Source organism: Marinimicrobium sp. C2-29, assembly GCF_038419845.1.
Classification (GTDB): Bacteria; Pseudomonadota; Gammaproteobacteria; order Pseudomonadales; family Cellvibrionaceae; genus Marinimicrobium.
The window spans coordinates 83,668-100,503 of sequence record NZ_JBCAQT010000009.1 but is presented as its reverse complement, the minus strand read 5'-3'; the positions used below and the strand labels follow the sequence as shown (position 1 = coordinate 100,503).

Below are 16,836 nucleotides of genomic sequence, written 5' to 3'. Positions count from 1 at the left end.
TTGAGTCGTTAACATTCAAGAAAGGCCATCCGCCTCCCTCACGTCACCAGCGTAGCCCGGAATTGTAGCTGACTCCGCCGACTTACGCCCTACCCTTGTGTCGCCGGAGCCAGCGTATATAGTTAATCTTACTATAAGCTTGGCAGTATAAACCGATATTCCCGCCCTCGGCAAACCAAAGACCAGGCCTGACGTATCTTTACCCTCCGGGCAGCCCCCGCCGGGCGGCTATGCGGCTGATTCAGCAATTGCTCGCCGAGGCTGCAATTGCTACCATAACAGCCCTTTGACGGTCGCCTCCGAGGCGGCCGTTCACGCCCCATATTCCGGTTTCAGCAACTTCACACGAGCCTTTCTATGTCCGCCGATTTCCGCTCCGCGCCCCTGGCGCAACTGGCCTACCCTGACGAGTTCATCCACCGCCACATCGGCCCCGACCAGGCCGAGTCGCAGGCCATGCTGGAGACTCTGTCGCTGGACTCGCTGGAGCAGCTGCTGGACAAGACCCTGCCCGAGGCCATCCGCCAGCGCGAACCCCTGGCGCTGGGCGAGCCCACCACCGAGCATGAGGCACTGGCGGAGCTGAAGGCCATCGCCGGGAAAAACCGGCTGTACAAAAGCTACATCGGCATGGGCTACTACAACACCTTTGTGCCCCCGGTCATCCAGCGCAATGTGCTGGAAAACCCGGGCTGGTACACCGCCTACACACCCTATCAGCCGGAAATCTCCCAGGGCCGCCTGGAGGCGCTGCTGAACTTCCAGCAGATGATCATGGACCTGACCGGCATGGAGCTGGCCAACGCCTCCATGTTGGACGAGGGCACCGCGGCGGCCGAAGCCATGGCCATGTGCAAGCGCCAGAACAAAAAGAACAAGTCTAACTGCTTTTTCGTCGACGAGGACACCCACCCGCAGACGCTGGCGGTGCTGCAGACCCGGGCCGAGCACTTCGGCTTTGACATCGCCACTGGCTCCGCCGAGGAGCTGCCAGGCACGGAGTGCTTCGGCGCCCTGCTGAGCTACCCCGGCTCCACCGGTCAGCTGCACGACCTGACCGACATCATCACCCGGGCGCACGAACAGAACACCCTGATCACCGTCGCCAGCGACCTCATGGCCCTGATGCTGCTCAAATCACCGGGCGATATGGGCGCCGACGTGGTCGTGGGCACTAACCAACGCTTTGGCATTCCCATGGGCTTTGGCGGCCCTCACGCCGCCTTCTTCGCCTTTCGCGACGCCTACAAGCGCTCCGCGCCCGGCCGGATTATCGGCGTTTCGGTCGACAGCCGGGGCAAAACCGCCCTGCGCATGGCCATGCAGACCCGCGAGCAGCACATCCGCCGGGAGAAAGCCAACTCCAACATCTGTACCTCCCAGGTGCTGCTGGCGGTGATGAGCAGCTGCTACGCCGTGTATCACGGCCCCGAGGGCCTGCGCCGTATTGCCGAGCGCATTCATCGCCTGGCGACCCTGACCGCCGAGGGCCTCAAGGACAAGGGCTTCGAGCTGCGCAACGAGACCTACTTCGACACGGTCGTGGTCGAGCTCGGCAGCGAGAAAAAGCAGCAGGGCCTGTATCAGGCCGCCCTCACCCACGAGATCAACCTGCGCAAGGTGGGCGATACTGCCCTGGGCTTGAGCCTGGATGAAACCACGACCCTGGAAGACGTGCACCTGCTGCTGAACACCTTCTGCGCCGGCGACCACGCCCTGAACCTGGACAAGCTGGATTTTGAAATCTCCGCCCACAACCGCCCCGCCGGCATTCCGAGCGTACTGGAGCGTCAGGACGCGGTCCTGACCCACCCGGTGTTCAACCGCTACCACAGCGAAACCGAGATGCTGCGCTACCTGCGCCGCCTGGAGGGCCGGGACATTGCGCTCAACCAGTCCATGATCCCGCTGGGCTCCTGCACCATGAAACTCAACGCAACGGCGGAGATGATCCCGGTCACCTGGCCCGAATTCGGCCAGCTGCACCCCTTCGCGCCCAAGGAACAGACCCAGGGTTATCAGCAGCTGTTTGACGAGCTGCAACAGATGCTCAAGGCCTGCACCGGCTACGACGCCATCAGCCTGCAGCCCAATGCCGGCTCCCAGGGTGAGTACGCCGGACTGGTGGCCATCAAAAAGTACTTCGAAAGCCGGGGCGAGACCGAGCGGGATCTGTGCCTGATCCCCGCCTCCGCACACGGCACCAACCCCGCCTCCGCCCAGATGGCGGGCATGGGCGTCAAGGTGGTCAACTGCGACAAAGACGGCAACGTCGATCTGGCCGACCTGCGCAAAAAAATCGAGGAATTCGGCACCCGCATCGCCGCGATCATGATCACCTACCCGTCCACTCACGGGGTGTTTGAAGAAGGGGTCACCGAGCTGTGCGAGCTGATCCACGGCATCGGCGCCCAGGTGTACATCGACGGCGCCAACATGAACGCCCTGGTGGGTCTGGCCGCCTTTGGGCAGTTCGGGGGCGATGTCTCGCACCTGAACCTGCACAAAACCTTCTGCATTCCCCACGGCGGCGGCGGCCCGGGCATGGGCCCCATCGGCGTGGCCGAACATCTGGCACCCTTCCTGCCCGGCCACCCGGTGCGCAGCGTGCCCGACACCAGCCCGGCCAACGGCACCATCAGCGCCGCCCCCTGGGGCTCGGCCAGCATCCTGCCGATCAGCTGGATGTACATCAAAATGATGGGCAAGAACGGCATGCGCCAGGCCAGCGAAATCGCCATCCTGAACGCCAACTACGTGGCCGCGAAGCTCGCCGACCACTACCCCATTCTGTACAAAGGCAAAAACGGCACCATCGCCCACGAATGCCTGCTGGATCTGCGCCCCATGAAAGACGGCAGCGGCGTGACCGAAGAAGACATCGCCAAGCGCCTGATGGACTTCGGCTTCCACGCGCCCACGATGTCCTTCCCGGTGCCCGGCACGCTCATGATTGAGCCGACCGAATCCGAGTCCAAAGAAGAGCTGGACCGCTTCATCGAAGCCATGATCACCATCCGCAAGGAAATCGCCCAGATCGAAAGCGGCGAATACAGCCTGGAGCAGAGCCCGCTGCGCAACGCTCCGCATACCCAGGACGATATGATGGATGAGAATTGGGAGCGCCCCTACAGCCGCAACACCGCCTCACGTCCGGCGGCGTGGTTGAAGGAGCACAAGGTTTGGCCGACGGTCAATCGGATTGATAATGTGTTCGGGGACCGGAATTTGGTGTGTTCTTGCCCGAGCATAGACAACTACAGGGATTAGTTGAACTGATTGTCGATGGACAATAAAGTTTGAGACTCAACAATAAGGTTTGAGACTGCAATAAAGTTTGAGACTAGATAATCATGCGCGGCATTACTCAGGGAAGAGTGAGCTAAAACCGAGCCGGAAAGAGAAATATCATTTAATATCAAAGGGTTATAAGTTCGCCCAAATATCTGACTTATCCTTTTCATCTCATAAACTTTGAAAGTTTGGCGAGCTTCATGCTCACAACGCACTTGAAAAGCCCGAATCTAGCTAAAACTAGGTAATCCCCCCTGCCCCCTCATTCCCACGCCGCAGACTTTGTATGTGTTGTGGCTTTTCGAGAGACTAGACTAGATGGACTGGCTGCAGAGCACCTTTTTGAGGTATCAGCTGACGGTTTTGACCGGAAGCTCTCTCATTCCAACTGATTGAACTGGTTCGCCTGCTACTTCCACCGTTTCCCGCAAGGTTATCGGCTGTTAATAGTGTTGATCCGAGGCTTGATCGTGCGCGACTATTGTAGACAGTTGACTATTGTGGCATTCTGTAAGCTCTTTTCTAAGGCAGAGCCTCCGGTAAAACTATCAATTTCACACTAATAAAGGACAAAAAAATGACCCTAAAGCCCTTAGTCTACGCCGTGGCGGTTACGGCCGCCCTGACCAGTGCCTGCAGCCAGCATGCCCATAACCCTGAGGTCCATGGCTCTGGGGAAAGCCCTGCCGCCCAACTGGCCCCCCGGCAGCTACCCGCCACTATTGTGGATTTCGCCATTGCCAGTGAGCGCGGCTGGCTAGAGCCGGAGCAGGCCGAGATCAGCGCCGCCGATAACGGCCGCTCGCAAGCCCTCAATATACGCTTTCCCGCCTCGGTCCATACGCCCGTGTTGAGCATAGCGCCCGATCAACCCTGGGATGTTTCACGATTAGACGATTACAACCTCGCGTTTGACGTCACCAATTTGTCGCCTGTTTCTGCGCACTTCTATGTGGAGCTACTGGATGCAGCTGGCAACAGTCAATCACGCGAGTTAAGTGTGCCGAAAGGCTATGAAGGCAAAGTCTTTTTTCCTCTCGTGGGGGAAAAGGCGAAGGACCTCGGCATGTGGGCCAACCCCATGCCATGGCCGACCGATGAGCTAAAAATGGTCTGGCGCTCAAAGGGGCACGGCGAACTGGATCTTGGCCAGATCACGAAAATATCGTTCTACACAATCGGGATATTGCAGGATCGCGAGCTGCAAGTAGGCAATATTCAACTGCGACCCAACCCCGACGCCGGCGAGGACTGGACCCAAAACCTGGTAGACCGTTTCGGCCAAGCCGCCAAGAAAGACACTCCATTGAAGGTGAAGTCAGAGGCGCAGCTCAGGGCCCTGGCGGAGCAGGAACTACAAACGCTCGCGCAAAACACAGGCCCCAAAGATCGCTCCCGTTTTGGGGGATACAAAGACGGCCCCCGGCTGGAAGCGACCGGTTACTTTCGAACCGAAAAGGTCGACGGAAAGTGGTGGCTGGTGGACCCTGAAGGCTATCTGTTCTTCTCTCACGGTCCCGCCAATGTGCGGATGTCCAACCTGACCACCCTGACCGGGGTGGACTTCAAAGACCCCTCCGTACGCGTGGTTCACGAAGACGAAGTCACTCCTGAAGACTCCATGGGCATTGTGAAGGTTTCGGATGAGGTGCGCGAAAGCCGTTACATTATTAACGAGACCCGCCACGACATGTTCGAGTGGTTGCCCGGGTACGATCACCCATTGGCGGATCATTACAGCTACCGCCGATCCACACACAAAGGGCCAATCCCTCACGGGGAAACTTACAGTTTTTACCGAGCCAACCTGGAGCGCCGCTACGGAGAGTCAGCACCGCAATCCTACGTTAGAAAATGGGAGGACGTCACCCTTCAGCGCATGAACAGCTGGGGCTTCACCTCCTTCGGAAACTGGGTTGACCCGGCCTTCTACCCGAATGAAAAAGTCCCCTACTTTGCCAACGGCTGGATTATTGGTGACTACCAGACGCTGTCCGGCCACACCAATCACTGGGGGTTGATGCCGGACTTCTTCGACCCGGTGTTTGCCGAACGCGCTCGCGCCACCATTGAGGTGATTGCCAAGGATGTGCAGGCCTCACCTTGGTGTGTCGGTGTATTTATCGACAACGAGAAAAGCTGGGGGGAGCGTGAGGGCACCGTAGCTGAACGCTATGGCGTCATTCTGGATGCCCTGAGCAAAGACGCCTCGAAAAGCCCTGCCAAGTACGCGTTTACCGACCGTCTGAAAGAAAAGTACGGCACCGTCGAGGCACTCAACCGCGCCTGGAACAGTCAGTTTGATAACTGGGACTCGTTCGCCGCCGACGCCTCTGTGAGCCAGCACACCGGAGCGCAAGTGGCCGATTTGTCATTGCTGCTGGAAGCTCTCGGTGAGCAGTACTTTACAGTGGTTCATGGCACGTTGAAGGAGTACCTGCCCAACCACTTGTACATGGGCGCGCGCATGGCTAACTGGGGTATGCCTGATGAAATCATCAAAGCCTCGCTCAAGTATAGCGACGTGCTCAGCTTCAATATTTATGAAGAGGGGATGCAACCCCATCAGTGGGACTTCCTCGAGGAGATCGATTTACCGGTGGTCATTGGCGAGTTCCATATCGGAGCAACCACCGACTCAGATAACTACCACCCGGGGATCGTCAGCGCCGCCAGCCAGGCAGACCGCGCTCGCATGTACAAGGCCTATATGAAGAGCGTACTGGAGAAAGACTATATGGTGGGTGCCCACTGGTTCCAGTATGTGGATGAGCCGGTAACCGGCCGGGCCTTTGACGGCGAGAATGCCAATATCGGATTTGTGACCGTGACTGACATTCCCTATCCGGATATGGTGGAAACGGCGAAGGAGATCAACTTCGATCTCTACCGTGAGCGGTACGGGAAGTAAGCTTTACCCCGCTTTCGGGCGGGGTTGTTCGCTAAACGTCGATTGTACAATAGGGTGCCGGATCACCGTTTGAGTGCCCCAACAGTGCTGGTCCTACCCTACGGTGCAACCAGATCTATCTCATCAATTGTCGCATTGTAATTCTGACCATCGCTAGCGGTAAACGACGCTCTAAGCTGATAAAAGTGCCCCTCTGGTAGCTCGGCCGTCGGCGTCAACCCTTCGGTTGTAAAATAGGCTTCAGCATCGCCTGACTGAGTGTGTAAAACGTCAGCATCTACCTTCACAAGATCGTTCACTGGAATCCAGCGCGACTTGAAGTGTCGCAACCAAAATCGTAGTCCACCTTGATCAGCGGAGATCACTTCGTTGCCAGAGCCTGCATCGTAACTCACCTTCAGCGCAATCGACTGACCGACAACAATCGGGCGACTCGCCCAACGATCACGGTTAGTGATAACAATACGACCCTCACGGTGCGGGTCCACCTGCAAGGTAAACGTATCGGAAACCTCCGCAGAGTCAACCGCCTTGGCCGTAATGTCAGCACGGCCAGCTTTATGGGCCTGCAAAACACCAGACGCGTCAACACTGACAACCTGTGAATTGCTACTTTCCCATTGTACATTCCTGTTGTCGGCATGCGCCGGGCTAACAACGGCGTTCAAACGTTCTGATTGGCCCTCGTATAGCCGCACCGGCTTGTCAGAAATGACGACCGACAAGGCGTCAACCGGATGCCATGCAACCGTCTCAACCACCACCGAATCACTCACCTCGCTGACGAGGCTAGTGGCCGATATTGTCGCCCGCTCTCCCACCTGATCGTTGGCCGTTATTACGCCCTGATCGCTAACAGTGATGTGACTGGGGTTGTCCGACCGCCAATTCAAACGCGTATCGACTTGTTTTGGGCGGAAGGTTGGATTCAACCGATAGGAGCTTTCCGCCCGAACCTGTAGCGGTCCACTACCAAGGTCCACACTCAACGGCTGACGCTGGTCAGTGGCAATCAAAGTATTAACGTCGGGGTCAACAAACTCAACGGTTTCACCATTGCGCCAAGTAATGTCAAATTTCTCAATATGTCGTTGTTCGCCTAACCCAAAGTGAACAGTATTGAGTAAGCTTTGTGAAAATATTTCTCCAGCCGACCCGACCCGACGTCGATAGCTGTGGTCGGAAGTGTGTAGTGTTACGTAGGCACCCATTGGGTCTACTCGGTGCTCGGGAGAATAACCCACTCTTACTAAACTAAAGGCCCCCTGCTCGTACTGGCTGTTCTTGTATAAATACCACTGACCGCCCTCACTGCCAAGCAAAAGATCGAGACCACCATCAAGATCAAAATCAAATGCCTGCCCCATGTCACCATTTCCTGGACCACCGACATCATTCGCGCCGTGCATGGTAACGGTCTCAAAGCTATTGAGGCCGGTATTGAGCAGAAGATAATCTGAGGTTTTACCGTGAACCTTACCCCAGCGGCTGACAAAAACATCTTGATGACTATCGTTGTTAAAGTCTCCTACCGTTACCCCCAAAGAATTGCTTCCTGGTGGTATTTTCCATTGGGATGAAACATCTACAAAGCGATCACCGTCGTTGCGCAGTAGAATGTCGGCCTCATTTCGATTTTGTGGCGTAAATGTAGTCGCCACATCCGTCACGCCAGTCAGGGTAAACTCAAACCCCCAGAAGTCATCGCCATTGCGAACCAGCGCCGCCTTCCAATGGCCTCCGCCGAGATGACCAAAGTACATACCGTTGGCCGATATATCATTGGGCCAACCCTGCGCTTGACTCGGATCAAGCGTCCAGTCTTGACCGCTTTCCAACACCGTTGAATTTTTATCTCGCCCCAAAAATAGGGGGTAGTCCTCACCACGCTGAGAACCTTGGGCCAGAAAGTAATAGTCTGACAGAGTCACCACTCCATCGGCGCTAAACGAAAAGGTATCCACACCTTTGAAGCCACGAGGCCTAATAGAAAATACTTTTTCCAAGGGATCGAAATCAACAGAAGGAGATTCTCCCTCTCCCCCCTCAAACGGTTTTCCCCTAGCCATAAATATATCAAGATCTCCGTCATTATCGATATCAACATCGGCTACCGCCATAACGCCGTTTAACGCTGAAACAGACTCAGGAACTCGGTCAGTCACATCAGTGAAGGTAAAGTCGCCATTGCCTTTCCACAGACTCAAGGGACCGTACATGATGAAATCATCGATCCCATCCCCGTTGAAATCCGTTAACAACAATCTCGACTGGTGAACATTTTGAATACCCGAGACTGAACGTATCGCGAAACGACCATTCCCTAGATTTTCGTAAAAGAAGTGCTGAGGCTTATCACCGTGCAGACTCACCTCATTAAACAGCAACAAGTCCAAGTCGCCATCCAGGTCCATGTCGGACCAGCGTGCGCCACGACCGCGCCCCCCTTTGTCAATGCCCACATCGCCGGTGTACAACAGCAGAGTGCCATCGTTATTGCGGTAGAAGTTGGCCCTGGAAGGATTGGTACCATTGCCCCCACCTTGCGTTACCACCAGATCCAAATCACCATCGTTGTCGTAATCGCCAGGTGCCGTACCGTGGAGATCATGCATAAACCAACGCGCCAGGTTAGCATCGTGCTTAGAGACCGTGCCATCGCCGTTGTTCCAGTAAAGCTTGCTGCTCGCATCATTGTGATTATTAACGATGAAATCGTAGTGGCCGTCGCCATCTAGGTCCGCTATGGTAGGCCCCCCATATTTAAGCGAGTTTACCCGGTCCATTCCCGCCTTTGCCGTAATATCCTCAAACTGAGGTATGGTTAGATCCTCAACCGGATCAAGCATCACTCGGCTAATTATTAACTCCGCGTTATTGGCGATTAAGGTCATATCGGATGCCCCTAGTGCCGGAAACTGAACCAGAGCACTTAGTTTTTGTGGGCCGCTCATGGGAATGTCGAGACTTTCCACAAGAACATGACCGTCTGTGTAAACGCTAATACTGGCATATTGAGTGGGATTATTCAGCTGTAGCGTCAGCCGCTGAGTGACACTGTCGTTCACCTCGCGTTCGATAGTAATGGGTTCCGAGGGCGCGACGTTAAACGAGCGGGATCCTCCTCGCATATCGCCACAACCGCTGGCTAAGAAAGCGAACAGAATAACGAGACCGAGACGACGCGAGTCTGAAAACAATAAGTAGGATTTAATCATACATCTACCGCTATAGTGGTATCAATGTCAAGACAGGCTTATGCACGAGGCACGCAAACCAAGGCGCCATTACTATTGGCAAGTGACCTGATCAGGAGGAAAAGCAGCTAGCTTCGCACCAGAGATTTCCAGCTCAAGGTTACCATCGGTATGCAGCTGCATCATTGAAGTCAGCTTCCCGAAGTCAAGATCTCCGCCTTTAAAGCATTGTAAAGGGAGAGGCAGACTGAACCACTCTTTCTTGGGCAGTCTACGCAGGACAGTTTTTAGCGGAATGGAGGCGCGGGTTTCCCAGTCCCAATTGCTTTCCAGAGAAAGGGTCACATGATCGCTGGGCCGGTCAATAATTCTGATATCCAAGACCAATGCGACCTGGTCTTTCACCCCCGCCAGATCGATAGCCCCGGTCTTATTGGTCAGGGTGACGGTCGAGACGGCTTCGTTCTGACCGGCCCACTCCGTCAATACTTTCCGCTTGTTCCAGGTAAGCCGTATGGCGTCGTTCTCAGTGTCGCGAGAGGCGGGCTCAGCTACCAAGCTGTTCTTGACGGTCGCGCCACGCTTCTCTTCCAGTAACACCTGACCGAATTGGAGGCTTAGCTCCCAGGGAGCGACCCCCTCCCCCTGATGAATGTACAAAATGTTGTGATCGAGGGACTCCTGGCTCAGCGCCAGAGGAGACACAAGGACCAAACCCAGAAAAACGGCGACAATCTTTTTTATGTTCATGGTGAACCTCGCAATAAACTAGTGACTTACGGTGTTATCTTGCCCCTTTTGGTTTGCCAGAAACTCCACAATGTCCCTGACATTTTCCTTTTCCAGCATTAAGCCCATCGGCGGCATACCGGATCCTGAAAAACTCTGCTCAACTATATGCTTTCTCTCAACGGTGATGGTTTCACTGTCATCGGTGGTAATGGTGACGCTGTCTTCGTCTTCGGTGGTGAACTGACCGTCGATCTCCTCTCCCGACTGTAGCGTGACACTCACGCGGCCGAAACCCGGAGGGACCCGCTCGCCCGGCGCGACCATCGCTTCCACCAGCTCTTCACGGGTTAAACGGCTACCGATATCCGTCAGGTCGGGCCCAACGGCGGAGCCGAACTCTCCCATCACGTGGCAGCGAATACACTGGGCGGTGGTGTTATAAAAGAAAAAGAGTTTACCCATATGCGCGTCGCCGCCCTTAAGAGCTTCCCGGTATTGCCCGGTGACATTGCCAGTGGGCTTTGTCCGCTGGTATTGCTGTAACATTGCCTGCACGGTTTCGCTACTGCTCAACTCTGCGGCCTGCACCAGTTCAAGCTGCACTTCGGGCGGAACCTGGTCATCGATCAGTTTTTGCAGATGCTTCGACAGTAGCTGATAGGCTTCCGGCGACTCAACCTGGGCCAATGCGAGATAGGTTTCCTGCTGCTCTCCCAGACTGCCCTTATCCAAAAGCACCTCATACATGCGCACCTTGTCCGACGGGGGAATAGACAGGTAGGGAATCAGGCCCAACGCCGTTCGGCGGACGGCTTCGGCGCCATCCTCCAAGGCAGTAAACACGGTGTCGGTTAACCCCGAGTAAGACAGTCTGTGCAGATTCTCCAAGGCGGATTGACGAACGTCAGCTTTGGGGTCCTTCTCAGCCAATACGGCCAGGGTATCCACGGACTCAGCCATGCCGAGCCGACCGACCGCGTTCGCGGCGGCGGCGCGCACCCGGGCGCTTTCATCGGCCAACAAGGCTTTATAGTGAGGCTCCAATGCCGCTGCGGCCTGATCGACCTGACCACTGCGCTCACCGCGATAGCGACCGCTGACGCGATCGTAGGCTGAAGGCGACTCCCAGACGCTCAAAGCATTCAACGCCTCAGCTCGGAGAGCAGCGCTATCGCGATCGTTGTCCGCAAAGGTGACCAGCCTCTGGGCACTGTCAGCGGTCGATAGGAATGCGTTAGCGTTAATGGCCCGGCGGACGAACGGTTCGTTCAGAACGCGCGGCACGGGCAACTGAGCCGCCAACGGTGGTAGGGCCGCCTCAATAAAGGCATCGTCGTTAATCGCCCGGGCGGCATTGGTGGCGACATAGTCGTCGCTATCGTCTAAAAATTCAGCGATGGCGGGGCTCGCCAAACGGTCCAGCGCGATAACGGCTGCGACCCGTACCGCATCCGAATGATGGGTCGCCAGTTGCGCGAGTTTTTCCTCGGCGCCCAAACGCGCAAGTGCGATGGCACCGGCTTGGCGCAGGTACACATCCTCTCCGTTATTTGCTTCCAACATTGACACAATGCCGTCAAAGGATTGATTATCCCCGATTCGCCCCAGGGCCTTGGCCGAGAACATTCTCACTCGCGCATTGGGGTGGGAGAGGTTGTCGATAAGTGGCTCGGTCGCTCGCGGGTACCCGGCATCGCCCAACACTTTGGCGACCTGGGCTCGGATTTCGGGGTCGGAATCTCGCAATAACGGGACCAGAACCTCGGCCAGCTTCCAATTCTCGCGAGCCAGTTGACCAATGCCCCAAATGGCGTGGATGCGAGCCAATTGATCTTCCAGGCGCAATGCATGCTCAAGGTTAGAGAGCGCTTTGCGCTCCGCGAGTTCGAATTGAGCCTTGAACCGAACTCGCTGGTCGGGGTGTTGCAGGTGTGTAATGAGCTGCTCGGCGGCCAAAGGCGAAAACGGCTGTTGAAGCAGTGTCCGAGTCTCGACTCGCCGTGGGTCGGGGTCATCGGTATCAATTTGCCAGATGCGGCCGGTGTTGTTGGTTTTCCATCCCTCCACCCAGTCGGCCGCGTAAAGCGCACCGTCTGGGCCCAGGTCTAGCCCGGTGGCTTGAATGCCGCGTAGAAAGGTCTTGTCCTCGCCCAGGGTAAAGCCGGCACCCTCCGGTTCAAGCGTAAACGCATTGATACCGGAGTTACCCGCGCTGCCGGTAAACTGGACCAGAAAGAAGTAGTCCTGCCACTGCTTTCCGAGTGCGGTGCCCGGGTTGTAGACCATCCCGGTGGGGCCGCCGTAAAAAGATTGAATCGGCGGCAGGATAAGCGCAGACTGGTCCTCAAAGCGGGCTTTATAGTAGCCCTCGTCCATCCAAACTTTGTAGGCGTTGTTCTTGGGGTCGGAGTATTTTCCAAACTGCCAATGTATTCGCCAGCCGGTATCCGAGCCGTCGATTAAATAGACCAAGCGTTCAAATTCTCCGGCATGATCACCATCATTGTCCGCACTGATCAAATTCCCGTATTTATCAAAGGTGAACTCGTGCGTATTGCGAAGCCCGCTGGCAAACACTTCGAAGTTACTGCCGTCGGGCTCACTGCGCACGATGACCCCTTCATGGGCGTAATCGTACTTGTTGCCGCTAGGTCGGTGATATATGCCCCGATATCACCAATGCCGTAGTAAATGCGGCCATCGGGCCCCATTGTGACGCCGGACATATTGTGGCCACTGAACCCAATATGCACACCGAAACCTTCGGCAAGAGATGTTTTTTCATCCAGATAACCGTCTCCGGTGGTGTCCCGGGCTCGCCAGGCATTGGGGGCAACCGTTAGGAAAACCGAATCCGATGCATCATCGTAGTAAACGCCCCCGAGGACACCGCTGACTTCATCCGAAAAGTCTTTCAGCACTACCTGCGACCGGTCCGCCAGGCCATCACTGTCGGTATCAGAAACTTTCAACACTTCTTCTTTGAGTACCGCCAGGTCCCGCCAATCATGAACGCCGTCCTTATTACGGTCGGGGATATCGTCCGCCCCAAGGGATTTAGCGGACGAAAAGTACTCGCGCAGAAACTTGCGCCTGTCGGCGACCTGATTGAAAGACAGAGTGTCGGCCTCCCAGTGAGGCCAGCCACGAATATCGAATTCGGAATTGTTGCTGCGGTTGGTCACCGTCAGCCAGGCATTCCCCGCGGAGTCCATGCTGATGGCCACCGGGTCGTCCACCAGGGCATCACTGGCCCAGAGATCAACCTTGATGCCTTTGGCCAGCTTTACCACCTGCGCATTCTCCACGGATTCTGCCGCCTCTCTGGCCTTTTCCGAGGTGATAACTCTAACCTCCACCGAAGAGGGAGCCGCAATAGCGCTGGTGCCAGTGGCACTGGCAAGGACTACTCCCAATGTAAAAAGCATTGGTTCAAAAAAACCGTATTTGGCGGGCATGTGTACCTCTTTTTCAAACTGATCCGCCGGCACTTACTAGAGGTGACCAGCAATCCATTCTTATACTTCTTCAATCTTCCAGAAGCTCTTGCAGGATGATCAACCAACCGATGCCTTCGGATGGTATTCCTATGAAAACGGCATATTCGCAGGGAGGTTAATCAAAAATAAAAGCGTGAGAAAGTTTCACAAAAGACGGGTGAGGCACGCAACCTCACCCGCCAAACAGCTCTAGCCTTACCGACTATGGAGCATTTTCTATTTTAATGGGCCACACCCCTTTTTCGGGCTTGGTACCATCACTTGACGAGAACTGCACAAACAGGAAGTAGAAGTGCCCTTCTGGCAGTTCCGACGTTGGCGTCAACCCCTCAAGAGAAATAGACACAGTAGCCGTTCCCGAGGTGGTTCCAATCGCATCGGAGTATACAGTGGTTATGTCTTGTTCCACGCCCCAAGACCCGTTGAGGTGGCGCAGCATGAACCGGAAACCACCATAGCTCGAATCAATCACCGTATTCCCTGATCCTGCATGATAATCGGCACTGACTGAGAGGTTCTCGTTGGTATAGAACGTTGTGTTTTTGTAATAGCTTTCGTCATCATACGCAACACTGGGATCTTGATACTCCTCGACGTCGATAGTGGCGCTATCTGAGAAACCACCATCCACCGTCGTGGCGGTCACTGAGGCTTGGCCAGAAGCCACCCCCGTCACCACGCCATTTGCATCGACGGTCGCAACAGACTCATCACTTGCCGTCCATTCGACAGAGGGGTCGTCAGCGTCTTCCGGGGAGACTTCGGCGGTCAATGTATCGGTGGTTCCGACGAAGACCGTCGCCGCTCCCGGGGTTACTGACACGCCCTCAACCGGGATGCCGAAGTACTCGGTCACATCTACCATTGCCTCAGCCGTGGTGCCATCGGCATCGGAAGTGGCGGTAATTGTCGCACTTGCGCCGGCTTGGTGCCCTGTAACCAGGCCACTACCATCGACACTGGCAACAGCGTCATCGCTGGACGTCCACGTCATAGACGGGTCTGCGTTTGGCGGGTCAAGCTCAACATTCAGTTGCTCTGACGTCCCTTCCCTCACGGTAAGCGGGTCCGGTGTCAGGGTAATTGAGTTCGGTGCCGGCAGCTCCGCGTCATCAGTCTTAAAGAGGGCGTTAACCGTCACCTCATCACTGGAAATTGACTCACCATTGCGCCAGCGAACGGAGACAGAAGTGATGGTTTCCGCGTCTCCAAGACCGAAGTGAACGGTGTTCAGCACGCTCTGTGAAAAGACTTCCCCTGCCGAAGCGACACGCTTCACATAGGTGTTCGAGGGTGTTTCCACAACCACTTCCGCCGATATGGGGTCAATTCCCGCCAAGGGGCTGTAGCCCACCTGAATGAGGACGTAGTTCCCGGTATCCACCTTGCGGTTTTTATAAAGGTACCACTTACCGTACTCATCCGAACCGTTGAGCATATCGACGCCGCCATCCAGGTCGAAGTCGAATGCCTGGCCCATATCGCTGTGCCCACCATCATTCGGGTCAAAGGCGTTGTGCATGGTGGTGGTGCTAAACCCACTACCGCCATTGTTGAGCAGCAGGTAATCGGCAACCGGCTGCTTCATAAACCCGAAGCGATAAACGTAAAAATCACTAAAGCCGTCGTTGTTGAAGTCGCCATAAGTGACGCCCCAATGGTTGCCCCCTTTGGGGATATCCCACGCTTCGCCGGCTTCGACAAAATGATCGCCCTCGTTGATCAACAGGAGATCCTGCACGTTGCGGTTGTTCGGCTCCCAACTGGTGTCCACCGAGGATACGCCTTTCAAGGTGAAGTCGACTTTCCAGTACACATTCTGGTTTCGAACCGACTCAACGCGCCACTCACCATCTCCCGTGTGACCAATATAAATGCCATTTTCAGCCCGCTCTTCGGGCCAGCCATCAGCGTCGCTACGGGAAATTTCAAGGACGCTCTCGAAGTCCAATATCTCTGGGGTTTTAGCAGAGCCCAAAAATACAGGGAAATCGCCGTCATACCCGCGGTAGGTCAAATCCAGCTCGTTAAGCTCAACAGATCCCGGAGCGGTGAAGGAGAGCTCGGTCGTACCCGCGTTGCCTTCGTCTTTGAAATCCAGCTGCTGAGCCTGTGGGTCAAAATCCAGAGACTTGTTGGCCATCTGATAGTAGGGCTTGCCGCGAGCGAGGTAGATGTCGTAGTCCCCGTCGTTGTCAATATCAGTATTGGCGGCCGCATGTACCTGATGCACATTCCGGGCGGACTCTGGAAGCCAAGTCGTGGTCACGTTGGTAAACGTGAAGTCACCGTTTCCCTGCCAGAGAGACGTCGGTGAAAACAACAAAATGTCGTCAATGCCGTCGCGGTTAAAATCAAGCACCATCGTACGCTCGGCCTGGGCGTTTTCGATACCCGGAATTCTCACCGGTTCGAAAGAGCCGTCGCCGATATTCTTATAGAAAATGTGCTGCTCGCCACTATCACCATTGATACCAGCGGCGTTGATCAGCGCCAGATCCAGATCACCATCCAGATCCATATCGATCCAGCGTGCGGCACGGCCCCGTGCACCTTTGGTGATGCCCGCGACGTCTTCAACTCGAGTAAAGGTTCCCTCGTCGTTGCGCATCAAAAAGGGCGGAGCGGGGTTGGTGCCATTACCACCGCCTTTGGTCATCAACAGGTCCAGGTCGCCGTCATTGTCGTAATCGCCAGCGGCCGTGCCGTGGAGGTCCGGCGGCCAGGAAAACAAAGGTTCAGCCTGCTCTGTGACCGTTGAATCACCGTTATTCCAATAGACTTGAGCCGGAATAACATTGTGGTTATTCAAAACCATGTCGTAGTGGCCGTCGTTGTTGAGGTCTGCGACCGTTGGACCGCCATATTTCAGCGTCTTCTCGGTTTCCATGCCGATATCACTCGTAATGTCAGCAAACAGAGGGATCGATTCCTCTACCGGATCCCGGAACTCAATCCCCTGCAGCGTTACGGGCTCCCCGCGCACCGTCAAGGTCAGCGTTTTATCACCAGCAGACTCAAACTCCACCAGCGCGGTCAGCTGATGCGCGCCAGCGTTGGGAATGTTCATGTTATCCACCAGGCGATTGTCACCCGAAAGGACGCTGATGTGTGCATAACCCGACTCAATAGAGACGTCCAGCACTACCTGCTTAACCAGGTCCCCTTCTGCGGAGTACGGCATTTCATAGTCAGATGACAC

General features: G+C 55.7%; 7 protein-coding genes. 2 read left to right on the top strand and 5 right to left on the bottom strand.

What is annotated here, in order from left to right:
- Positions 1-357 precede the first annotated feature (357 nt).
- Both gcvP and AAE484_RS10335 read left to right on the top strand, forming a co-directional pair.
- Positions 358-3,270 (top strand): aminomethyl-transferring glycine dehydrogenase, encoded by a 2,913-nt coding sequence (gene gcvP / locus AAE484_RS10340; RefSeq protein ID WP_341938310.1) that lies wholly within the window; start codon positions 358-360, stop codon positions 3,268-3,270.
- Between the two features lie 601 nt (positions 3,271-3,871).
- Positions 3,872-6,205 (top strand): agarase, encoded by a 2,334-nt coding sequence (locus tag AAE484_RS10335; RefSeq protein ID WP_341938309.1) that lies wholly within the window; start codon positions 3,872-3,874, stop codon positions 6,203-6,205.
- A gap of 98 nt (positions 6,206-6,303) precedes the next feature.
- Here AAE484_RS10335 and AAE484_RS10330 read toward each other — a convergent pair whose 3' ends face one another.
- The 5 genes from AAE484_RS10330 to AAE484_RS10310 all read right to left on the bottom strand — a co-directional run bounded on the left by AAE484_RS10330 (position 6,304) and on the right by AAE484_RS10310 (position 16,836).
- Positions 6,304-9,423, bottom strand: coding sequence for an FG-GAP-like repeat-containing protein (locus tag AAE484_RS10330; RefSeq protein ID WP_341938308.1), 3,120 nt, complete (start codon positions 9,421-9,423; stop codon positions 6,304-6,306).
- A 72-nt stretch (positions 9,424-9,495) separates the two neighbouring features.
- Positions 9,496-10,152 (bottom strand): putative glycoside hydrolase, encoded by a 657-nt coding sequence (locus tag AAE484_RS10325; RefSeq protein ID WP_341938307.1) that lies wholly within the window; start codon positions 10,150-10,152, stop codon positions 9,496-9,498.
- 18 nt (positions 10,153-10,170) lie between these two features.
- Complete coding sequence (locus AAE484_RS10320; protein WP_341938306.1) at positions 10,171-12,744, bottom strand: HEAT repeat domain-containing protein; 2,574 nt, start codon at positions 12,742-12,744, stop codon at positions 10,171-10,173.
- Complete coding sequence (locus AAE484_RS10315) at positions 12,651-13,592, bottom strand: DUF7133 domain-containing protein (RefSeq protein WP_341938305.1); 942 nt, start codon at positions 13,590-13,592, stop codon at positions 12,651-12,653. Before AAE484_RS10315 ends, AAE484_RS10320 begins: the two co-directional genes overlap by 94 nt.
- Before the next feature lie 244 nt (positions 13,593-13,836).
- Positions 13,837-16,836, bottom strand: coding sequence for an Ig-like domain-containing protein (locus AAE484_RS10310; RefSeq protein ID WP_341938304.1), 3,000 nt, complete (start codon positions 16,834-16,836; stop codon positions 13,837-13,839).